At 61.3% G+C, this 21,548-nt stretch carries 16 protein-coding genes; all 16 read left to right on the top strand.

Features of this window, described 5'->3' with window-relative positions:
• Window positions 1-26: 26 nt before the first annotated feature.
• The 16 genes from R2N16_RS23070 to R2N16_RS23000 all read left to right on the top strand — a co-directional run bounded on the left by R2N16_RS23070 (window position 27) and on the right by R2N16_RS23000 (window position 21,548).
• Window positions 27-1,364, top strand: a complete 1,338-nt coding sequence (locus R2N16_RS23070) for an LPD7 domain-containing protein (protein WP_316668976.1) — start codon at window positions 27-29, stop codon at window positions 1,362-1,364.
• Between the two features lie 35 nt (window positions 1,365-1,399).
• Entirely contained in the window at window positions 1,400-2,098 is a 699-nt protein-coding gene (stbB, locus tag R2N16_RS23065) for a StbB family protein (protein ID WP_316668974.1), read from the top strand.
• A 4-nt stretch (window positions 2,099-2,102) separates the two neighbouring features.
• Entirely contained in the window at window positions 2,103-2,564 is a 462-nt protein-coding gene (locus R2N16_RS23060) for a hypothetical protein (RefSeq protein WP_316668972.1), read from the top strand.
• Window positions 2,565-2,568: 4 nt separating this feature from the next.
• Window positions 2,569-3,123 (top strand): hypothetical protein, encoded by a 555-nt coding sequence (locus tag R2N16_RS23055; RefSeq protein ID WP_316668970.1) that lies wholly within the window; start codon window positions 2,569-2,571, stop codon window positions 3,121-3,123.
• Between the two features lie 29 nt (window positions 3,124-3,152).
• Window positions 3,153-3,491 (top strand): hypothetical protein, encoded by a 339-nt coding sequence (locus R2N16_RS23050; RefSeq protein ID WP_316668968.1) that lies wholly within the window; start codon window positions 3,153-3,155, stop codon window positions 3,489-3,491.
• A gap of 54 nt (window positions 3,492-3,545) precedes the next feature.
• Window positions 3,546-3,818 carry a hypothetical protein gene (locus tag R2N16_RS23045; protein WP_316668966.1) on the top strand — a complete coding sequence of 91 codons (273 nt, stop codon included), beginning with the start codon at window positions 3,546-3,548 and terminating at the stop codon, window positions 3,816-3,818.
• A gap of 104 nt (window positions 3,819-3,922) precedes the next feature.
• A complete protein-coding gene (locus tag R2N16_RS23040) occupies window positions 3,923-5,047 on the top strand; it encodes an ABC transporter substrate-binding protein (RefSeq protein ID WP_316668964.1) in 1,125 nt (374 codons plus the stop codon).
• Window positions 5,048-5,066: 19 nt separating this feature from the next.
• On the top strand, window positions 5,067-6,440 hold the full coding sequence (locus tag R2N16_RS23035; protein ID WP_316668962.1) for a hypothetical protein: 1,374 nt from the start codon (window positions 5,067-5,069) through the stop codon (window positions 6,438-6,440).
• Window positions 6,441-6,630: 190 nt separating this feature from the next.
• On the top strand, window positions 6,631-15,147 hold the full coding sequence (locus R2N16_RS23030; protein WP_316668960.1) for a two-partner secretion domain-containing protein: 8,517 nt from the start codon (window positions 6,631-6,633) through the stop codon (window positions 15,145-15,147).
• Window positions 15,148-15,191: 44 nt separating this feature from the next.
• Entirely contained in the window at window positions 15,192-15,581 is a 390-nt protein-coding gene (locus R2N16_RS23025) for a hypothetical protein (protein ID WP_316668958.1), read from the top strand.
• A gap of 750 nt (window positions 15,582-16,331) precedes the next feature.
• Window positions 16,332-16,514, top strand: coding sequence for an endonuclease toxin domain-containing protein (locus tag R2N16_RS25630; RefSeq protein WP_487384029.1), 183 nt, complete (start codon window positions 16,332-16,334; stop codon window positions 16,512-16,514).
• A gap of 20 nt (window positions 16,515-16,534) precedes the next feature.
• Window positions 16,535-16,975: a contact-dependent growth inhibition system immunity protein gene (locus tag R2N16_RS23020; protein WP_316668956.1), complete on the top strand. Its 441-nt coding sequence runs from the start codon at window positions 16,535-16,537 to the stop codon at window positions 16,973-16,975.
• Between the two features lie 471 nt (window positions 16,976-17,446).
• Window positions 17,447-17,656: a hypothetical protein gene (locus R2N16_RS23015; RefSeq protein ID WP_316668954.1), complete on the top strand. Its 210-nt coding sequence runs from the start codon at window positions 17,447-17,449 to the stop codon at window positions 17,654-17,656.
• A 91-nt stretch (window positions 17,657-17,747) separates the two neighbouring features.
• Window positions 17,748-18,227: a DUF2247 family protein gene (locus R2N16_RS23010; RefSeq protein WP_316668952.1), complete on the top strand. Its 480-nt coding sequence runs from the start codon at window positions 17,748-17,750 to the stop codon at window positions 18,225-18,227.
• Between the two features lie 272 nt (window positions 18,228-18,499).
• Complete coding sequence (locus R2N16_RS23005) at window positions 18,500-18,937, top strand: hypothetical protein (protein WP_316668950.1); 438 nt, start codon at window positions 18,500-18,502, stop codon at window positions 18,935-18,937.
• Between the two features lie 67 nt (window positions 18,938-19,004).
• Window positions 19,005-21,548: a two-partner secretion domain-containing protein gene (locus R2N16_RS23000; protein ID WP_316668948.1), complete on the top strand. Its 2,544-nt coding sequence runs from the start codon at window positions 19,005-19,007 to the stop codon at window positions 21,546-21,548.

Here is a 21,548-nt window from a genome sequence, read left to right as displayed (position 1 = left end):
ATACGATTGATTTCGACAGCCCGGAAGTGCTCAAGGAGCGCGCGGACGAGCTACGCGCGCAATTAACAGCCGTGGACTGGCGCAATCAGCGTACTGCGCTCGATCCCATCGTGGAAGGCCTGCGCGACCTTGCCGAGCGTGACTGGTACGTCGCGGCCGACGTGTGGCGCGACTCGGGCACCGATGCGCCGCTACCGGACTTCATCGATCCCGCGACCGACGTGGCGCTGGAGCTGCGCTACCAGTCGGCCGAGCGCGGCAATCACCGTGAGCTGCAGGAAACGCCGGCGACGCCCGTCGCCCAGAAGATCGACAAGTTGGCCGTCGGAGAAGCCGCTAATGAGGCCGATGCCAAGAAGCCGGCCAACGAACCCGAGAAGCCGGTCGCCGAGAAGCTGACGGACCTGGATCTTGCGGCAGTCAAGGCCGTGCGCAAGACCGACCGCGCCCGTGCCGAAGCGATGTTGCGCGAGGTGGCCCAGCAGGCGCGAGCTGCCACGAAAGGAAAAGAGCAGGCGGGGCCGGCGCAGAAGGACAAGGAAGACGCCGGCGGCGAGTTGGTGAGCAAGGCGGGAACCAAGCCGATCTTTAAGAAGACCGGCTACGAGATCCCGCAGAAGGTGGCGGTGCTCTATGTGGCGCACGAGGGCAAGTTCGTCGATCGCAAGACCGAGCAAGTTCACTTTGAAGACAAGGGGCGATCGCTGTCTACCGAGAGCAATGACCGCAGCGTGATTGCGCACATGGTCGAGGTGGCCAAGGCAAAGAACTGGGGCACGTTGACGCTGCGGGGCAGCGAGGAATTCCGGCGCCAGGGGTGGCTCGCGGCGGAGTTGGCAGGCGTGAAGACCAATGGCTTCCGCCCCAAGGCGCAGGACCGCGCGATGTTGGAAGCGGCCAGGCAGGAGATGCGCATCAGTGCTGGCGAGCGCAGCGCCGAGAAGGAAAACAGCCTGGATGCGGATGACAGCAAGCCCGGTGAGCGCACTGAGAAAACGCCCGAACCGGCACCAGCCGTCGCGCCGGCGGCAGCCGACAACACGAGCACGAAGCACAGGGAAAGCATTGGCATTGCCGCTGCCCGCATGGTGCTTGAGCGCCAAATCGCGAACTGGCCGGCCGCCACACAGGACAAGTGCCGCAGGGAATTCGATCAGGTCATTGCCAGCGCCGCCGCCTACAAGGATCGCAAGGTCGATCTGCCGGCGCCCAAGGTCTCCGAGAAGGCCATGGCCCAGCGCCGCTCAGCTCAGCGGCCAGACGTTGAGAAGTCCAAGTCGCGGACGCACGCGCAGCCCGCACATCAGCCATCCAGGGCACCCGAGCGGGCGGCGGCAGAGCCCGGCATCGAGATGGATCGTTGAAGCGCGCCACCTTTGAATCCAAGGAGAACCCCTTTATGAAAATCGCAGTGATCAATTTCTCAGGAAACGTTGGCAAGAGCACTGTGGCGCGGCATCTGTTGGCACCTCGTTTGGGTGATACCGCGGTGATTTCGGTCGAGTCGATCAATGCCGACGACAACGAGGGGCCGACCATGCGCGGCAACGAATTCGGGGCACTGCAGGAGAAGCTGATGTTCCTGGATGACGCGGTGGTCGATATCGGCGCATCGAACGTCGAAGAGCTGGTCAGCCGCATGAAGAGCTACAGCGGTTCGCACGAGGACTTCGACTTGTTTGTCGTGCCAACCGTGCCGGATGCGAAACAGGAGCGCGATACGTTGGCGACGATCAAGGCGCTGTCCGATGAGATCGGCATTGATCGCGATCGTATCCGTGTTGTCTTGAACATGGTCGATCCACGAGACGCGATCGTGCCCAAGTTCGCATCGCTCTTTGCTTTCCATGACACGCACGGCGGCTTCGTGCTGCGCGAAGACGCTGCCATCTACGAGAACGAGCTGTTCGGCAAGCTGGCCAACAGCGCGCTCACGATCGGTGACTTGCTGGCCGACACGACTGACTACAAGGCCATGATCTGCGAAGTGCAGGTGCCTGAGCAAAAGAAGGAGTTGGCGCGCAAGGTCAGCATGCGCCGCCTGGCCGTCGGTGTGAATGCGCAACTCGATGGCGTCTTCGCGGCGCTGATGCGCTGACACGATGGCCGAGACCACTGCACAAGAGGCGCTTCTGGCAGAGCTATTGGGCGACGTGCACAAGCTGCGCGAGGAAGTCACGGCACTCGCCCAGGTGGTGCCGCAGGCCCGGGACGCCATCGAGCGTGCCGGCGACCTCGTGACGCTCAAGTTCGAGAAGCAGATCACGCGCGCCGACACGGTCCTGGCCGAACGCATCGCCCAAATGGCTGCCGCCGTCAAAGACGCCAGCGCCACACGAGAGATGCTGGTCGGTGCCGTGGCGGTGAAGGCCTCGGAACAGGCGCGGGCCCAATTGCTCGATGCGGTGCGTGAGGTTGTAGCCGTGCCCACACCAAAACCCGCAGCAGAACCGGTTTCAGGCGGCGTCCGCCGGCACTTCGACCGCATCGTGATCGGCCTGTGCAGTGCGGCCGTGGCCAGCATGTTGACCACCTGGATTTTTGTACGACTTCTATCTCATTAAACCCATGAAATTGTCCATCCAATCCCTGGCCCGAATCGGCGTGTTGGCCACGCTGGTTGCGTCGGGCCACGCAAGTGCGAGTGAGTACGGCTGCAAGGTTCTGCTATGCCTGGCCAACCCTGCATCCAACGGAGGCCCGAAGGGCGTTGCTGAATGCGTTGACCCGATCAACCGTCTGTACAACGACCTGGCGCATGGCCGTCCATTCCCGCGTTGTGAGGAAGCGGAAGCCACAGGCAACCGTGCGGTGCCGGTCAATGACCCGTTCGACCCATGTCCCGCGTCATTGCAGCCGGCCGAGCCGGATCAATACATCGTGCAGGGACAGCCCTCGACAAGCAGTGTCTTCGGATACAGCCAGACGGGCGCACCGCAGTTTGGCGCAACGACTGGCCAGCGCGCCTGCGTCGGCAAGCTTGCCGGCCGCTACCAGATCGGCGGCAAGGACGATGGCACGGCGGTCAACGTGTATGACCAGGTCCTCTGGCAGAAGGCCCAGAGCCCGCGTGCCATCGACCTGTATCAGGACAATGTCTGGTACCAGCACGTGCACTGGTAGCCGGCAGTCAACGTGTAGGGGGGGAGGTCATGGAAGTTCAGCCGCAAGAGAAGACATATGAGAAACCATGCTACACGCCGGTGCGCCGCAATGCGCAGACTGGCCCGGCGTTGAGTGATGAAGACCTGTTCTGCGAATGGAAAACCCAACAAACCGCGTTCGGTTTGGTCCTGGTGGCCTATGCGTTCCTGATGAGCCTGGCTCCCCTCATTGCCCGCTATCCCGATGAAACCAGCCAAATGGTGTGTGCGTCGCTGCATGCCATCGTGGATTGGCGCGCCTGGGTGGTCATGGCGACGGTGCTGTGCCTCGTTGCAATTTTGGTTATTGCGCTCAAGCGGCGGCACGAGACCGCCAGCGGAGCCTGACGACAGCAGGTGGAGGAAACCCGCTGCCAATTGAACATTCGGAGGATTGAACCCTTGACCCAGACTGTCCCAATATCCACGACCTATGTTGTGATCGCTGGCGCTGCGCACGCGCAGATGCCGGCCCACAACGATAGGGATGAGCCCGACGTGGCAATCATTGGCGTACCGAATCGCTTGCGAAGCGGCGAAGTCGATGAGCAAAGATCCAATGGATCTGCTTTGGACACCAATACACGTTTGTTGGCCCAGCTTCTGGCAACGCAGAAAGAAATGCTTGCCACGCTCAAGGCCATCGAAGCGAAGCTGCCGGTCTCGTCCTGGTAGCCAACTCATGACGCCGATGGAGACACGGCGAAATGCGGTCCCACTTTGCCGGCGCGAGCCGGCTTTTTTAGGTAATAACAATAATGAAGATCCAACGTATTACCATGCTGGGGGCATTGGCTGCGGCATTCCTCGCCGGTCACGCAGCGGCCGATGTCGTGACCGTGGCACAGGTGCTGCCGCTGGAGGGGTCGGTGGAGCCGTCGACACGTGCCACCGCGGAGGCGGCGGAGCTGTACCTGCGCAGAGTCAACGAAGCCGGTGGCGTCAACGGCCACAGCATCAAGGTCGTAACGATCAACGGCACCAGTAACCTGGATACCGCGGCACAGCGCACGGCGGATGTGGTGAAACAGCACCACCCCGCTGCCTTGCTGAACTACTACGGCTCGTCCCGCACGGCAACGCTCATCAAGAGGGGAGTCCTTGATGCGGGCCGGACCCCGGTTATCGGTGCCATCGTGTCATCGACCCAGGTACGGCAGATGCCAGACAACCGCTGGGTGTTCTACATCCGTGCAGGCCTGAAGGCTGAAGCAGATCGGATGGCCCGGCAGAGCGTGTCGCTTGGTGGCAAACGCATCGCCGTGCTGTATCAGGGGGACGCCTTTGGCGAGGACGGCCTGCACAAAAGCATGGCCACCTTGCAGACGCTGGCGATCAAGCCGATGCTGACGGTTCCGCTGGAAACCAAGATGATGGACGCCGTAACACTCAACAAGCTCGCGGAAACCGTACTGAAGGCCGACATCGACGCGGTGCTGATGTTTTCCGACAGCGTGAACATCGGCGGCTTCCTGCGGGCCTATCGGGAGCGCGGCGGTAACGCGGTGGTGGCGACCGATTCCACGCCCTCGGCCGACGAGCTGGTGCGCGCGTCGAGCGTGGACCTGGCGCGCGGTGTCTGCATTGCGGAGGTCATGCCGGCTCTGACCAAGCGCAACACGAAGCTCGCCCGGGCCTTCATTGCAGACATGACAGCGGCCGGCCGCCCCGATTTGTCCAAATCGACAACTGCGCTGGAGGGCTACGCGTCGGCTAGGCTCTTCGTGGAAGCGCTGCGCAAGATCTCTGGTCCGGTGACGGGCGAGGCGGTGCGCACCGCGCTACAGACGCGCGGGCCGTTTGACCTGGGCGACTTCGATCTGAAATACGGTCCCGCCCAGTTTGAGGGCTCCCAGTACGTTGATATCGGCATCATTGGCCGGGAAGGGCGCGTGCTGAACTAATAAGAGAGGATGTGGATCGATGCGATTGATTCGGAATGGCACCACCAGCATTCTTCGCCAACTCACGACGGCAGAGGCGGAGTCGGTACGCCGTTACTGCGGTGCCGGCATGAAGACAGAGGGGCAGGATACGCAGGTGGTTGAGGCCATCCTTGCCGAGATGCATAACGGCAAAGAGCCTCGCTATTGGCTGGAGTGTGACTGTCGGGACGGGGAAGCCACCGAGCAGCGGCCACGGATGACAGCGCGCATTCGCGGAGATGGGCCTCGGCACTTTGTGCGCATCGCGGGGCGCGATGCGCACCACTGTGTGCTCCGCTCCTTTCGCACCGATCCTTCCGACGATGATGGCGAAACGGAGGAGGGCGGCAAACACCGACCGTTGCGGCCCATCCTTGACACGCTCGACTACCTGGACAAGGAGCACCAAACGGGCGGCAAGCGCCCCGGCAGCCGAGCGGCTGCAGGCAATAAGCCGGGCAAGGGTCGGCGCTTGCCCAAGCTTGGACGCATCCTCTACACGTTGCTGGAGCAGGCGGGATTCAGCTCCATCACGACCGACGATCTAGATGCTCGCAATTCCGCGCTGCGGCACTGGGACCGGTTGGAACGCTTCGCCATCGAGGAAGAAGTGACCGACGCCCTGAACCTGTGGGATCTGATGGACACCCGGCCGTGGGTCAAGGCCAGTCAGATCATGACCGAAGTCGAAAAACTGCAATGGCCCACCGGCAAGAAACGCATGGGATATCTGCTGTTTGTGGCCGACGAGGTGACGGCGACCGACGCGACCAAATTCACGAGCCTGAAGCCGGCGGTGGTGACGCCGGCGAACCCCATCCGTATTGGCGGGCGCGACCAAAACTTTGCGAATCCCCCGTATTGGGTCCTGGCTGTGATCGATCGGGACGACAACGGCGTGGCGCGGGTGCGGGAAGCCTTTGCGCAGCATGCCTTTGATAAAGGCCGCCCGGTGCCGTTGGACAGCAGCTATGAGCGGCACACCCTTGCATTGCTCCTGGAAGTGATGGGGTGGGTCAAAAGAAAGGGCGTCACGGTGACGCTCAAAAAACCGTTGTTCGATAGCGAGGTCACCTTGCCCGATGGCGCGACCGCACATTGCCGGGCGGACTTCGAGCTGGAGGTGTCCGCGCGGGCGGGCGCACGGCCTGTGCCTGGACGTCTCTTGATCGAGACCATGGGGGCCGACCTGCAGGAATACCTGGATCAGAAGACCGCCACGCACGCCATCATGCAACAGCGTGGCGCCATCATCGAGCACGTGGTACGTCATGACAGCGAACAAGCCGAACGTGACGATCGGTTGCGCAAACGCGTTTATGGGCGTCTGATGGCATTGGCCGGTATGCCGCCCTCGCCAGCCTGCGCCTAGTGCGGCGCTACGATGCGAAAGGCCAAAATCTGACATAAGAAACTTTCAGATCGGTTCCCATCCGACGGGGGATGCGCACCACATTGTGTTCCTCTACCATCCCGCCCCAAGTCCAAGAAGGGGCGCCTGACATCTTCCGTTGATGGCCATGCAGCGACCCCGCTGAACAACAGGTTTGGGGAGTTCTGCAATGCGCGAGCCGGAATCGGCCAACGCGCGGCCCGCGCTTGCGCAGCCGCGTGCCGCTGTACAACAACAAGAACAAGGCATTTCGGGCGGTGACGACACCCTTGTCAGCCGTACTGACCGAGCCAGGCGCTCAGTTTTCGCCCGCACCATTGCAGGTGCTGTTGCCGTTCTCAGCTGGCTGGGGCCCGTACAAATCTCGTGGCAGACCGCCCAACAGAGCGCGGCGACCATTGCGACGCATGGCAACGATGCCAGCGAGTCACTACGCAACGTGATCGTATCGTGGCAAACCACGGGCCGCATTCTCGTTCGTTGGGGCATTGAGCAGGCCGAAGCCGCGCCAATTACTGACCCCACCGCCCCTATCCGCTTCACGCCCACTATTACCCAGACGACGACGGGCGTCCCGACCATCAACATCACGACGCCGAACCAGGCGGGCCTGTCGTACAACCTGCTGCAGTCGCTGACCGTTGATAGTGGCGTCGGTTTGGTGATGAACAACAGCCTTACCGGCGGGGGCACCTTCCTGGGCGGCAATGTCGCGGGCAACCCGAATCTCGCTTCCTCCGGCCCAGCGTCAACCATCCTGACGCAGGTCACGGGCACGGCACCGATCCGTATCAACGGCACGGTTGAGGTCTTCGGCGCGCCGGCAAGCGTCATTTTTGCAGCGCCGGCGGGCGTCTATCTGCAGGGCGCGGGCTTTACGAACACGCCCGCGGTGAGTCTTGTCACCGGCACGCCGCAGTTCCTGAACGGCAGTGGTGCTCCGGTCGGCTTCGACCAGGCAACGGCGATCGGCTACACGGTCAACAGCGGTCGCATCCAGATCGACCCTGCGGCGGGTAGTCCCAATGGTTCGGGCATCGAGGGCACGGTCGGTGCGATCAACCTGATCGGCCAGACGATCGGCGTTAACGCGCCGCTTTATGCCGGCAACCAGATCAACCTCATCGCCGGTAACCAGCAAGTGACGCCCGTGGCCACGGGCACGGGCCGCGCCGGCTCCGATTGGCAGGTCAGCAGCACCGGGCAGAACAACGCCGCTAACAGTGCGACCGCACAGAACGGCCTGGCCATCGACGCCACGGCGTTCGGCGCCATGACGGCGGGGCAGATCAAGTTCATCAGCACGGCGCAGGGGTTGGGCGTGCGGGCGGTGGGCGATTTGGCCGCCAACACATCCAACGTCAATATCGACGCAAACGGCAACGTCACGGTAGGCAATGTCTACGGACAGCAGAACGTCGGCATTGTCTCGACCGGCACGGTCTCCACGACGGGCACGGCGAAGGCGCAGCAAGACGTATCCGTTTCCGCAAGCGGCGATGTCAACGTCGGCGGTGCCACGCAGGCCGGCAACAATCTGACCTTGAACGCGGGTGGCAATCTCACAGGTTCCGGCAATCTTTCGGCAACAAAGGCACTTGCCGCGACGGCGGCCAACAGCGTCAGTCTGACCGGCAATCTCAACGCCACCGCCATCACCACCACGGCCCAAGGTCTGGACGGCACAGGCGACGTCACGCTGGGCGGTACCGTCTCCGCGCCGGGCGCCATTGCGCTGACAGCGGCGCGCGACGCGAGCGTCGCGGGACAACTGACCGGTGGCAGTGCCACGACGATCAACGCAGGTCGAAATCTGGCGGTGGCTGGCGCCATTGGCAGCGTTGGCGACCTCACACTGGCGGCCGCCAACGGCACGCTGTCCACGACAGGCTCGGTCACAAGCCAGGGCAACCTGAACGCCGGCGCCGGTCAAGGCGTGAGCCTCGGTGGCACCACGGCCGTGAATGGCAACGCGACCATCCACGCTGCAGCCGGCAACATCACAACGGTCGGTACGCTGGACGCGGCGAAGGACATCGCGCTCACCGCTGGGCAGAACGCGACGCTCGGCGGCGGCGCCCAGGCCGGCGGTAACCTGAACGTCACCACTGGCAACACCATCAGCGGTGCCGGCAATCTCACCGCGAGCCAAGCGATTGGCATTCAGGCGGGCGGCAGTATCGGCGTCAACGGCGACGTCAAGGCGAGCCAGATCGCGATGCAGGCGGCGGGTCATGACGGCATCGGTGACATCACGCTAGGTGGCAACGTCAGCGCCCCGGGCACGATTACACTCTCGGCCGCGCGTGATACCACCATCAACGGCAGCGCGGTCTCTGACAGCGACCTGAACCTCGCGACGCAACGCAATCTCACCGTTGGCGGCACGGTCGGCAGCACCACGGGCAACGTCAGCCTGACAGGGCGCTCCGGCGCCGTGACCACCAGCGGTGCCGTCCTGACGCCCGGCAACCTGAACGTCACCTCGGGCACCGACACGAACCTGGGCGGTCTTGTCAGCGCAGCAGGTACCGCCACCGTCAACGCGGGCAGCAACCTGACTACGTCGGGCCAGATCGGCAGTAATGGCACGCTCTCGCTCAGTGCGGGACAAAACCTGACGGTGGGTGGTCAAGTCGGCAGCGGCGTCGATGCCAACTTGCAGGCGGGTAATGTGGTTGCAGTGAGCGGCGCGGTATCCAGCACGGGCAACACCAGCGTGACGGCAGGCCAATCCATCACGCTGGCGGGCGACGTCGCCGCTGGTGGCAATGCGTCACTCTCTGCCAGCCAGACGACTACGGGCACGGGCAACTTGAGCGCCGCCCAGACGGCCACCGTCACCGCAGGCAGCATTGACCTCGGTGGCCAAGTCAAGGGCAATCAGGTCAAGCTGACCGCCAATGGCACTGGCTCTTTGGGCGACGTGCACCTGGGCGGCGCCGTCAGCGCACCGGGGACCGTCTCGATCTCCGCCACGCGTGATGCGACCTTGGATGGCGGAGCGGCAGCCGGCATTGACCTGCAGGCCACGGCCGGACGCAACCTGACCGTCAACGGCACAGCTGCCAGCGTCGGGGGAAATGTCAGCCTGAACGCGCAGACCGGGCAACTGACCAGCACCGGTTCTGTCCTCGCCTACAACGGTAACGTGAACGTCGGCGCGGCCCAGGACTTGAACATCGGTGGCGCTGTCTACGCCGGGAAGAACGCGACGCTTGCGTCGCAGGCTGGCAGCACCACCGTTTCGGGCAACCTGGCGAGCCAGGGCAAGACCAGCATCAGCAGTGGCCAAAACACGACCCTGACCGGCCTGGTCCAAACGGGTGCCGATCTGCAAGCCAGTGCCACGAAGACCCTCTCCGCTGGCCAGCTGAACTATGTTGGCGGCAATGCGACACTGCGCGGTGCCAATATCACGGTCGGCTCGCAAGCGAATCAGGCCAACGTCGTGCAAGGCACGCTGGATGCCGTTGCCACCAATAGCTTGACGCTCACCGGTAGCAGCAATGCAGCCAACCTGACGCTGGGCGGTGCGGCCGTCAATAACCAAGGGTCGACGCTTGCCACCCAGCAAGCCACCGTCACCGCCGGTACGCTCAACAACACGGGCACGCTTGCGGCGAACCAATTGACCGTCAACGCGACAGACGTGGTGAACCGCGGAACCGTCGGCGGCCAGACCGTCAACCTGATCGCGGCCAATAGCGTCGATAACGCGAATGGCCTCGTGGTTGGCGCGCAGACACTCAACGTCACCACCAACACGCTCAAGAGTAACCAGGGCGGTACGTTCTTCGCGGGCGACCTGAGCGGGCAATCCCCAACCACGGGGAACATGACCTTCACGGTCAACGGAGGCGCTGGCAGCTTCAACAACGCTGGCGGCCAAGTGCTGGCGGGCAACAACCTGACGGTCAACACGCCGAGTCAGGCGTTCGATCCATCGGCGGCGGCCACCGGCACGCTCAATGCCAACAACCTCCTGACGGTATCGGTCCAGTCGATCAATAACACGCAGACGTGGAACGTGCAGGGTTCCAACGTGGCGATCAATGCCGCGCAGGGCATCACCAATAGCGGCACGATTCAGAAGGCGGGCGACCTATCGTTGTCCACTGCCGGCACGTTGGCCAATAGCGGTCAGATCGTGGGCGGTGCCAATGTGTCGCTGTCGGCCGGCAATCTCGCCAATTCCGGGACGATTCACGCCGATGGCAATCTGGGGCTCGCCGGCAACATCCAAAACAGTGGAACGACTGAGGCGCTGGGCAATATCACTGTCACCGGTTCCAACTACGACAATCGTGGCGGCAAGACCCAAGCGAATGGCGACCTCAAGTTTGACCTGAGCGGCACGCTGAACAACGTCGCCAGCACGATCGGCGCCAACGGCAATATTCATATCGCCGCGCAGAACGTCATCAACGATCGTAGTGGTCCGGTGGATGCCGGCAGCAGTTTCAGCAAGGTGCTGAATGACGCGCTGCTGAACTCGACGATCATCGGCAGCTATGCGCCGTGGGTCAGCACCGGTAGTTGCGACACATGCTCCAGCCCGTATGCGCCCGGCCCGACCACGAACCTGACAATTGGCGATCTGGCGCGCACCCCGGACGGGACGGCCGTGCAGCTCGCCATGGGCTACATCGGCGTCTATTCGGGTGGCGGCGACAATGGCGCCTCGCTCGGCTATGTCGACATGTGGCATCTGCTGCCGGCGGGAGCCCAATCGGGCACGCAGTCTGTAGCGCTGCCGACTGTAGACCGCACCATCATCCGCCAAGCCGACGGGACCGCCGGTCAGATCGTCGCTGGCAAGGCGATGGACATCACCGCCGCCAGCCTTTCAAACAAGGGCGGCTTGATTCAGGCGACGGGCAATGTCACGCTCAACGTGGGTACGCTGGACAACAGTCGTTCTGCAACGCTGACCAGCAGCGTGACGGATGTCGTGAATGCGGCCGAGTACGCGGCGTTCATCGCGCAGCTCCAGCGCATGGGGCAGAGCGGCTCCAATGGCGTTGTCGATCCGTTCCAGCCGCGCCAACTGCAGTACGGCCAGCCGCAGGGTTATCCGTCGAGCTGCGATAGCTGCACCACGCCGGCACCGACGGCGTCTCAGGTGACCTTGAACCAGGATGCCTCCGGCAACACGACATCGGCGCCGAGCCAATCCTCGGTGACGCAGACGCTCGGCAAGGCGGGCCAGATTCTCAGTGGCGGCAATCTCTCGCTCACCGGCAACGGTGATCTGGTGAACGCGGGGGATATTGCAGCCGCCGCCAAGGTCACGATCACCACGCCCGGCACGTTCACCAACCAAGGCGCCTATATCAGCCAGATCACCACCACGCCGGGCTGCCTGCCGGGAGCAGCTACCTGTAAGGAAGGTGGTGCTCATGTGGATACCCTCGCCTGGCAGCAGGCCCCTAACACCGTAGCGGCGGGTGACACGCTGACTGTCAACGCCGCGAATATCCAGAACAACAATGGCACGTTGGCCGCTGTCGGCAATGTAACGTTGACGGCCACCAACGGGCTGACGAACCAGTCGGGCGCGATCCAGTCGACGGCGGGTGACGTCACCATCACTGCACCGACGGTGGTCAACACGACCATGGCACCCGTGACGCTGCACAAGAGCTACGGGAACATGAACCCGAGCTACGCGGGCGGCTGTAACGCCGGGGGTACCTACAAGGAAAGCCAGTGTGCATCGGATGAGATGACCCAGGCGGGCCCGGCGGGTGTCATCTCGGCCGCACGCGACGTCAAGCTGTCGGGGACTACGCTGACCAACAACGGGGCGCTGATTACCGGGGGGCGCAATGTCACGGTCAGTATGGCCGGTGGCATTGACAACACCAGCATCGCGCTCAACGCCAACTGGCATGGGTTGTGGGTCGAAGAGACAGGGCTGTTCAGTTCGGATATCCGCCACAACACCAGTGGCGTTGCTGTGCTCGGCAACTTGGCTTCCGGGATTCAAGCCGGCAATGCGCTGTCGGTGACCTCTGGTGGACAGGTCCTCAATACTGGCAATCTGCTGGGCAGCACGGTGGACCTGACCAGCGCGGCGCTGACCAATGGCATTACGAGCCCGAATCAGCCGACACCGCCCACGGTAGCTGGGCAGCAAGTCATCTCGTTGGCGCCGCCAGCCGGGCCTCGCGGAGCGCTCCCGGCAGCAAGCACCGCAGGTAGTGGCCCACCTGCCCAATCCGGGGGCACTGCTCCGACCACGTCTAGTGCGTCCGGTGGTGCGCCGCACGCGAATGTGGCCCCCGTGCAAGCGCCGGTCTGGAGTTTCCAGCCGGCCATCGTAACGACACCCGCGGCACCGAGCAGCTCGCAGGTGACGTGGCACTTCAACGCGCCGCCGGCCGGCAATACGACCAGTGCGCCGACTTCGAGCGTCAACGGTGCCACCTATCTGAACCCGAACCCGGCGACCTCGGTGTTGGCGGGCGTGACGCCGAATTCCCTCTTGGCGCAGTTGCCTGCCAATCTGCAGCCGGGCAGCACACCGTTCTACTTCGATCCGTTCACCGAAGACCAGAAGCTGTTGCAGGCCGCCCAGCAGCAAACCGGCCAGAGCAGCTTCATCAGCGGCCTGACGTACGACAACCAGAATCAGCTTTCTGTCACCGATCAGGAAAAGCTGATCCTGTACAAGGATGCCGCTGACTACGCAAAGGCGCACAACATCCAGCTCGGCCAGGCGCTGACGCAACAGCAGATCGCCGAGTTGGATAAGCCGATGTTGTGGTACGTCACGCAGCAGGTGCCGGACCCAGGTTGCAACACGATCGCCAGCACCGCTTGCCCGATGGTGAGCGCACTGGTGCCGCAGCTTTACTTGCCGGCAGGCTACGCAGATGCCATCACCCAGCCGGCGGGGGGCGTGATCGCGGGGCAGAACGTCAACCTGAACGTCGATGGCACGCTGCGCAACAGCGGCCAAGTCACCGCAAGTGACACGCTCAACGTCAAGGCCGGCACGATCGACAACGCGCCGAATGTGGTGGACATCGGTACGTCGGCCTACAAGGTGGATGGCGGCTGGCTGCAGGTGACCGGCACGCAGGTGCAGCCGGGCGGGTTCATGAGCGCGGTGAACCTGAACGTACAGGCCAATGCCATCAATGCGATCAACGATGCGTTCATCGTGCGCAATGCGGATGGCACGAAGGATCAGGCCGCGACTGATGCGCTGATTTCGCAGTTGTCGTCCAACCTCGGCTTGAAGTACACGGCTGGGACGGTCACGGACAACATCCACCAGGATTTCATCAAGGAACAGGGCCCATTCCCAAGCTGGGTCGGAGCAGTCGCTGCCGTGGCGATTTCGATCGTGACGGCGGGCGCGGGTGTTGGTGTGATGGGGGTTTTACTGTCCGGCATGCTTTCCAGCATGGCCAGCCAGGTGTTAACCACCGGTACGATCGATTTCAAGCAGGCCGTTATTGCAGGCGTGGTTGCAGACGTGACCGCAGGGCTCACGGACGGTGCGCTGTCTGCGCTGAACCTGAGCGGTGCAGGCGTTTCGACGATCGGCAGCAACATTAGCGTTGGAGACTGGGCAACGGCCGGGACCAATCTGGGCCGATTCGCGGAAGCTAGTCTGGTGCGTTCAGCTATCAGCGCAGGCGTGAATACTGTCGCGTATGGCGGTAGCTTCGGGCGGGCGTTTACGAATGGTCTGGTGGCTGATGCAGCGGCGCTGGGTGCGAACGCGATTGGGGCAGAACTGCCAGGCATCGGCGCAGCAGGCGCGACACCAGGAAGCATTCTCGCCAACGTGACGGCTCACGCGTTGCTTGGCTGCGCCGCCGCAAGTCTGTCCGGAAATGAATGTGCAGGTGGGGCGATTGGCGGGGCAACGAGCGCCCTTGTGGCGAATCAAATCGCGACTGCCGTAACCGATGGCCAGGGCAATCCTTCCGCCGCTCAATTGGCGACCATCACGGCGTTGTCGATGATCGCCGGTGGAGGCGTGGCTGCGGCGTTGGGGCACGATGCGCTTTCAGCGGCAACCGCCGCCCAGAACGAGGTGCTGAACAATACGTGTGGCAGCGAAGATCCAAACGGATGCGGTAAGAAGTTGGCCGCGCACGGTGCCGCGGTTGGCGGTGCTATCACGGCAGCAGGCTCTGTAGTGGTTGATGCCGCGACTGGCGGATTGAACATCATCGCGACCCCGCTAGAAGTTGCGGGTGGTGCTGCACTCGGTGGCGCGGCTGGCGGACTGTTCGGGTCGCTCCTTGACAGGCTTGCTAGTGGTCGACCGCTCTTCAGCTCGGGCAGCGAGGTAGATGCCTCGACCGGAGACGGCAATGTGGCAAACAGTGGTAGCAGCAAAGGCCCCCCTAAACTACCCAAAGACACGGAGCAGATTACGAATCCGCCTCAGGCTCCGGTAATTCCTCCAGATTGGGAGAGCAGACCTGGCAGGAATGGTGGCGAGGTGTATTACCCTCCTGGCACAGAGCCAGCGGACGGTGAGCACATTAGAGTAATGCCGCCGGGCACATCTCCTATGCCGGGTTACGAAAATGGGTATTGGCGTTGGGTGAATGGAAATAAGCAGCCTATGGACCCGTCGACGGGCAAGCCCGGCAGAGGACGAGGGGATACTCATGTACCTTTGCCCCCGGATTCTGTCCCACCACCGCGTCGTTAATTTGAGGCCACGATAGGTTTGTTGTGGCCCTGTTGGAGTCTCTTATGTACGAGTTGCCAAGTAATTTTGACGAGGGGCTTCTTTCTGGGTGTTATCTGGAGCTGGTTAGTTTTGGACCGTCGGTCACGAAGCTTGATTTCACACGTCCCCAGACGACTCCAGGTTCCACCTACAAGGTGGCGTTCTGCGTAGAGGCCGGGCTGTCGTATTCCCTAAAAGGGACGTGTGGCACCAGGGATCTCTCCAGCCCGGATAGTTGTGCCCCCTTGATCGGATTTTTATTGAAGGACGTTGTTGGTGTATGTCGAGTGGGCGCTGCGTCACTTCGAATCAATTTTGGCGAGGGGGCGTATATCTCAATTGAGGCAGATGATATGGCGGAGTTTGAGTCTTATTCGATATACCTTGACAATGGGGATGTAATCGTTGTTTGAGATTCGACGATGAAACCCCCGTGTTACTCATGGTAGTCAAGGTGATCGTTATGTTTTGCGTTTGCAAACCGAAGGGGTTCGCAGTGATGAGATTGCGGACGCTTTTTCTAGCAGGCGTATCGAATCCGAACCAACTTATCACTGCGTTCCCGGGCAATGGCTTACCGCTGCCAAAGGCACCTTAACTATGAGCTATGTGCACTATGCCGTTGTAAATGAAATGTGTCCCGTCTGTGGGCAGGGGAGAGTTCTTGTAGCCACTGAGAAAGACGGTCGTTCTCTCTTTGTTATTTGCGAAGACTGTGAATCTGAGTGGAGTGAACCAAAGAAAGCAAATGACACATCCGTCGCCACGCGAGAGCATCATACCTTTTCGCGCTACATGGAGCCTTGCGACCTAGTGGGGCATGAGTGGTATTCGCATGTTCTTAACAGATAATTTAATCGTGGAGGGAGGTGTTTCCCTCCGGAAATGAAGTGACGAAGAAAAATCCAGAGAGAAGGAGGCTAGGCCGGAGTGCGTTAGGCTTGCTCTGCGTTCCCATTTGCCGAATCTCGAACAAGCACGTATTTCTGTGCTGACTCTGCGTTTTTATTTTACGACCACAACAGGATTGTTGTGGCGCTGTTCGAGTCTCTTATGTACGAGTTGCCAAGTAATTTTGACGAGGGGCTTCTCTCTGGGTGTTAACGCAAACTCGTATCAAAGCGCTGCTACGTTGAGTAGAACCATAACGGGGTACATCGATAGTGTTGCCGCATACAACGGAACAGGTGGCAGGTGTCCGGATCGACGCATCGCAGATCACCGGTAGGAATCTTGATTTGGTGATCCCGAACGCTGGATCAGCCGCTCAACAGCAAGTTATAAACTGGGCGGTGCAATATGGATTGTCGAAAGGCGCGCTGGTGAACGTGATAATTCATCCTTGAATGAGGATGGCGGGAAAAAGATGAAGACTGCTTATGCTCTTCTTAGAAAAGGGAAGTATTTTGTCCAGAGCTACTCAAGGACAACAACCGGCATATGGATTGCATCCGGGCCGGTACATGTTGTGGAGGAGGGTAGTGCCGACGAGCTTGGTATCAAGCTTCGCGATGCATTGAATGGTTCGCTGGAGGGCATTTCTCACCCTAGCCAAGCGGGGTGGAAGGCGGTTCAAGCGCCGATGCTCGCTGCCGCTGGGGTCAAAACCTGGACAACGCTTGCAAAAGGATCGAAATCCGTCGGGATAGAGTTAGTTGGCGACGTTGTCAAGTTTATTCCGTCGTCTGACTATGCGAACCGCGGCGGGAAATCCCACCCGGAACAAGCCGTTGAATCCAGATTTGACAGTAACAATCTGGGGCAGTCGTTAATTCAGGCGTTTGACGCCTGCGATCAAGGGCGCTAGCAAACTGGGCGCGGCCTTGCATAAGAATCGGTAATGAAAATGCGCCTAGAGTCTATCGAACCGCATCCCGCGGAGACAGGTACGGTAATCTCGTGACGGCGTTTCCCGGGAACCTGAAATGACTGCGAGAAATTCTCAGGAAAGGCAATTGGTCCGAAGTGAGCTTCTTCGTACTGCCGAACAATTGTGCTCCAAGACCGAGCCGAGCGCCCTCGGACTCCTGCTCCGTGGGTACTTTCCGGATCTGGAACGGGCCTTCATTTTGGAATGGGTTCCGGAACAGGCGGAAGATATTTACTGGGTTCTTGTAGGACCTAATGAAATAGCGGAAATCGAGGTTCCGCGGCCAGAGCCAAGTGAGGAGAAACCTGTTTCGCTTCATGAGTTGGACGTCGCAACGTATCGACGAAAACCTCATTCACGACAGGTAAGGGAAAAATTGGAAATGGCTCTTGAATTGGTGCGTGCTTAATGACGGTTGACGAACTGCGCGTGCATCTCGAGCACTTGATTAATAGCTACTTCACCGATGCCGACACAAAAGCCAAGCTACTTGCTCTTGTCGGTCGAGACGAGGTACCCGCGAAGGGTATCTTGGCCGAGATGACACCCTATCTTTCCGGAGTGGTGACTGAGGCTGACCCGAAAGTTATCAAAGATATTGTCTTCAATTTTTGCTAACGCAAGTGTGCTCCGATAACCCAGCCAACATGTGGAATGTACTGTTCAAATCATGACTGGGCGCTTATTTTCGTCGTTGCAGGAGCGGGGTATGGTCGACTGGGGAGTCATCCTGTCAGGCATCTCTGGGATCCCGGGCGGCGAAGCATTGGATGCGCAGTTTGTAAGACGCGTTGCAGATGCTGAGTTGTCTCAAATGGACGTGGCAGACCCTATGTTGGCCGAAGTCTCCGAGCTGTCGCTGTTTAACAATGAGCAGATGGACCAAGCTCGGGAGAATTTGTCGCGCCTCTGTGAGGCGCGCGACGTAGACGTGGAAAGAGGCAAGCGAAAATGGCGGGTGGTCGCTCTTGAGGAGTTGTTGAGCCAGCTAGGGTCAGATCCCGTCTATGACTTGATTTCACTTGGCGAGTTTTGGGCTGACTGGGGTGAGGCGACCAACTCACCATATGTCGCCCAAGGAGTTGAGAATAATTTGACTCCGACGGAGTTTTACACAGAAAGTAATCTCGCTGAGACTCTCAGTCGGCATAGAGAATGGTTGAGGAAAGAAGAAAATAATCTGTTGTAGATATTTAATGTTTCATCGATGTTGAATGAGTGAGCTATTAAGGGAGTGCGAGATAAGTAATGATAAGGCCCCGATTCGCCTCATTGCTTCTGGTGTTTGCGTGTGCAGGTTGCCTCCATGCCCCACCAAACTATCCCGGCGGAGGTGGGGACAATCTAGATCCACGTCAGTACGTCGACGAGGCGTGTGTTGACCTTTCAGGCCGATATGAAGGGAAAGGCGAAATCGTCGACGGCGACCCCAGCGCACTGCAGATCGAACGGACATGGCGATTGGACCACGTATTCCCGTTCGCAAACAGAGAGCAACTCGATAGCCTGTCAATCGCGGCGCGCCGCCCGGATGGTTTCAATGCATTGCCTCAATATGGGGTTGTCGAAAGAAAATCGGACCGAACGTATCAGATCTCCTTTGTTTTTCCCAATGGGAAAACCGCATCGCTCTCTCCGTCCTTTGACGACAAGGGAAGATTTGTGTGCACGGGAGCTGACGGAAAGATCGTTTGGGGTGGCGCAACCGAAGGCGCTCGCTCTGAGTTCGGCCCAAACTCTTCCGATTCCATTGAGGCGCTCTATCTGGACTCGCAAGGAAATCTGATTTTGGAGCGGGGGATGCAGGTGCATATGAGTTTGCGGCTTTTACATATTCCTGTTGGAACCGCAAAGTACTTCGCCGTGTACCGATTCCGGCGGCTGGACATTCATCACTGATAGGCCGCGCGGCGTGAGCGCCTTGGCGCCGCCACAACAACAATACGCAGTAGAGGGGGAAGTTTCCGTGCAGTCACCACACCGCCCGGCCAAGCTGGCCGCGCTAATTGGCCTTTACGCCATTTACATGCCACCGGTCGCCGTGGCGGCCGGCATCGTTACCGATGGGGGCACAGCCACGACGGTAAGCACCGGCGCCAACGGCCGCCAGACCGTCAACATCGCGCCCAGTGTTGGTGGTGTCTCACACAACACCTACACGTCTTTCAACGTGGGCACGGCAGGCGCCGACCTGAACAACAGCATGGTCGCGGCTCGCACCATCGTCAATCAGGTCACGAGCACCAACCCATCGCTGATCCAGGGCAACATCGCGGTGTTGGGCCCGCGCGCGAACGTGATCATCGCCAACCCGAACGGCATCACGGTAGACGGCGGCTCGTTCACCAACACCGGCAACGTTGCGCTCACGACGGGCCAGGTGTCCTTCAACGACTTCACCAACGGCACCGGCCAGCTGCAGCGCAACGTGGTGCTCAACACCAGCTCGGGCGCGATCAACATCGGCCCTGGCGGTCTCGCTGGAGCGATGCTCAACCTGGAACTGATCGCGAAACAGGTGCGCGTGGCCGGTGCCGTGCAGAACATTTTCACCAACCCCAACAGCAAGGTCCGTATCGTCGCCGGCGATAGCCGGGCAGAAGTCGACACCAGCGTCTCGCCCACCGACAACCTGGACCCTTGGGTCAGCTACAGCAGCACGGGCAGCGGTACACCGCTGGGTTACGCCATCGATATTGCGTCGGGCGGATCGCTGACCGGCGGCCGCATCGAGCTGATCGCCACCGACCAAGGCGCTGGGGTGCGTCACGCTGGTGCCGCGTTCGCCACAGCCGGCGATTTCGTGGTCAGCGGCACAGGTGATCTGCAACTTTCGAGCGGCACGGTGCAGGCCACCAACGACGTGCTGATCGGCTCAGCCGGTTTGACTGGCAATGGCGCACTGACTGCCGCGCGCAACCTCCAGATCGCTTCCAATAAGGTGCACCTTGACAGCAGCACCCTGTCGGCGGGCACGTCGGGCCAAACCGGTAGCATCGTGATCGGCAGCACGGGCCAAGTCCACACCGAGCCCGTCACCATCGACCACAGCACGCTAAGCGCAACCGGCGGCGTTGGCCTGTTCGATGCAGGTCCGGGCGTCTCGATGACGGCGACCCAGTTGAACGCCACGCAGAACGTGATCGCGCAGGTCAATTCCCTGACGCTGGGTGCCGATGCGTCCGGCACGAGCCAGTGGACTTCGCAGCAGGGCACGGTAGCGATCACCGCGCCCGGGGCAGTGCAGCTCACCGGCAGCAAGATCGACGGCGTGGGCGGCACATCCGTTCAGGCGGGTTCAATCGCACTGACGTCCGGAAACGGCAACGCCAGCACTGCGCAGTCCTCGGGAGGCGACGTTACGCTGAACGCAACGGGCGGCTACAGCCAGACCGATTCCAGCGTCATCGCCGCAGGCAACGCCACGATTCACGGCAGCAGCGTCGCCATCGCGTCGTCTGCGTTGCCGGCCGCCGTCGCGGCCACGGCTGGCGGCGTACTGATCCAGAGTGATACCGATCTCACCAACACGGCGGGCCTGATCCAGGGTCAGACGCGCAATACCGGTGCAGCAGCCTCCGAGGGTGCCGTCACGCTGCTCGCCGGCGGCACGATCCGCAACGATGCGTCGACAAGTACGCAGGGCATTCTCTTCGGCAAGAACGACGACGTGGTGTTGCGCGCCGGTGGCGACATCGTCAACCACCAGAGCCGCATTTTGTCGAACGCCAAGCTGACTCTGGCTGCCCAGGGCGATGTGCAGAATCTACTCGACAAGACCATTGGCGCGAACGGCGAACAACCGGCGACCTGGACCAGCAGCGGCACCCGCTGGCTCTTCTTGCGCAACCACAGCACGGGCTTTGACGTGGACTACGGCAGCGTCCCGGCAGTCGGGCAGGTTCCGTACCTCGTCTCGCAAACCGGTACTACGATCACCGGACGCAACGTCAGCAACATTGGCGGGCAGATGCTGGCCAACGGCAGCGGCGACATCAGCATCACGGCCGCGAACGTCTTCCACAACGAAGCGCTGGCCAGCGGCTCGGCCCACTTCAGCCGCAGCTGCATGATCTTCTGCCGCAGCAGCGCATCGAGCACCATTGCGACCACCGGCGGCGCGATCTCCGCTGGCGGCAACCTGACGATCCATGCCGGAACGCTCGCCGAGAACATCGGCGGCCAGGTGCTTGCGGTCGGTGACATGACGGTCACGGCACCCAAGGTGCGCGCAGTCGGTATCACAGGCTACACCGCACTCGCCCGTGACCGCGGCTTCAAGGCGTTCTTTGGCGACAACTGGGCGCGCCTGTACGCCGCTGATGTGGGCGGCAACTGGCTGGCCATCGGCGGGGCGTTGACGATCAACGGCCAAGGCCAGATCGAAGGTGGCAGCTTTGACGGGCAGACCGTCACGGCCAGCAACGGCATCGTGACGCTGCGCGCCAGGTCGCGTCAGCCGGTGGCCATCGATTCGCACGTGGGCTTGACCTCGTGGCTGTGGCAGTGA

The sequence above is a fragment of the Ralstonia psammae genome (assembly GCF_958405935.1).
In the GTDB taxonomy this organism is placed as follows: Bacteria; Pseudomonadota; Gammaproteobacteria; order Burkholderiales; family Burkholderiaceae; genus Ralstonia; species Ralstonia psammae.
The sequence above is the reverse complement of the archived record's forward strand: the minus strand, read 5'-3'. Positions and strand labels throughout refer to the sequence as shown.

What these genes read in the sequence shown, in the direction of transcription:
- stbB (WP_316668974.1), top strand. Translation starts at nt 1,400, where the DNA reads ATGAAAATCGCAGTGATCAATTTCTCAGGAAACGTTGGCAAGAGCACT.
- R2N16_RS23060 (WP_316668972.1), top strand. Translation starts at nt 2,103, where the DNA reads ATGGCCGAGACCACTGCACAAGAGGCGCTTCTGGCAGAGCTATTGGGC.
- R2N16_RS23055 (WP_316668970.1), top strand. Translation starts at nt 2,569, where the DNA reads ATGAAATTGTCCATCCAATCCCTGGCCCGAATCGGCGTGTTGGCCACG.
- R2N16_RS23050 (WP_316668968.1), top strand. Translation starts at nt 3,153, where the DNA reads ATGGAAGTTCAGCCGCAAGAGAAGACATATGAGAAACCATGCTACACG.
- R2N16_RS23040 (WP_316668964.1), top strand. Translation starts at nt 3,923, where the DNA reads ATGCTGGGGGCATTGGCTGCGGCATTCCTCGCCGGTCACGCAGCGGCC.
- R2N16_RS23035 (WP_316668962.1), top strand. Translation starts at nt 5,067, where the DNA reads ATGCGATTGATTCGGAATGGCACCACCAGCATTCTTCGCCAACTCACG.
- R2N16_RS23030 (WP_316668960.1), top strand. Translation starts at nt 6,631, where the DNA reads ATGCGCGAGCCGGAATCGGCCAACGCGCGGCCCGCGCTTGCGCAGCCG.
- R2N16_RS23025 (WP_316668958.1), top strand. Translation starts at nt 15,192, where the DNA reads ATGTACGAGTTGCCAAGTAATTTTGACGAGGGGCTTCTTTCTGGGTGT.
- R2N16_RS23020 (WP_316668956.1), top strand. Translation starts at nt 16,535, where the DNA reads ATGAAGACTGCTTATGCTCTTCTTAGAAAAGGGAAGTATTTTGTCCAG.
- R2N16_RS23015 (WP_316668954.1), top strand. Translation starts at nt 17,447, where the DNA reads ATGACGGTTGACGAACTGCGCGTGCATCTCGAGCACTTGATTAATAGC.
- R2N16_RS23010 (WP_316668952.1), top strand. Translation starts at nt 17,748, where the DNA reads ATGGTCGACTGGGGAGTCATCCTGTCAGGCATCTCTGGGATCCCGGGC.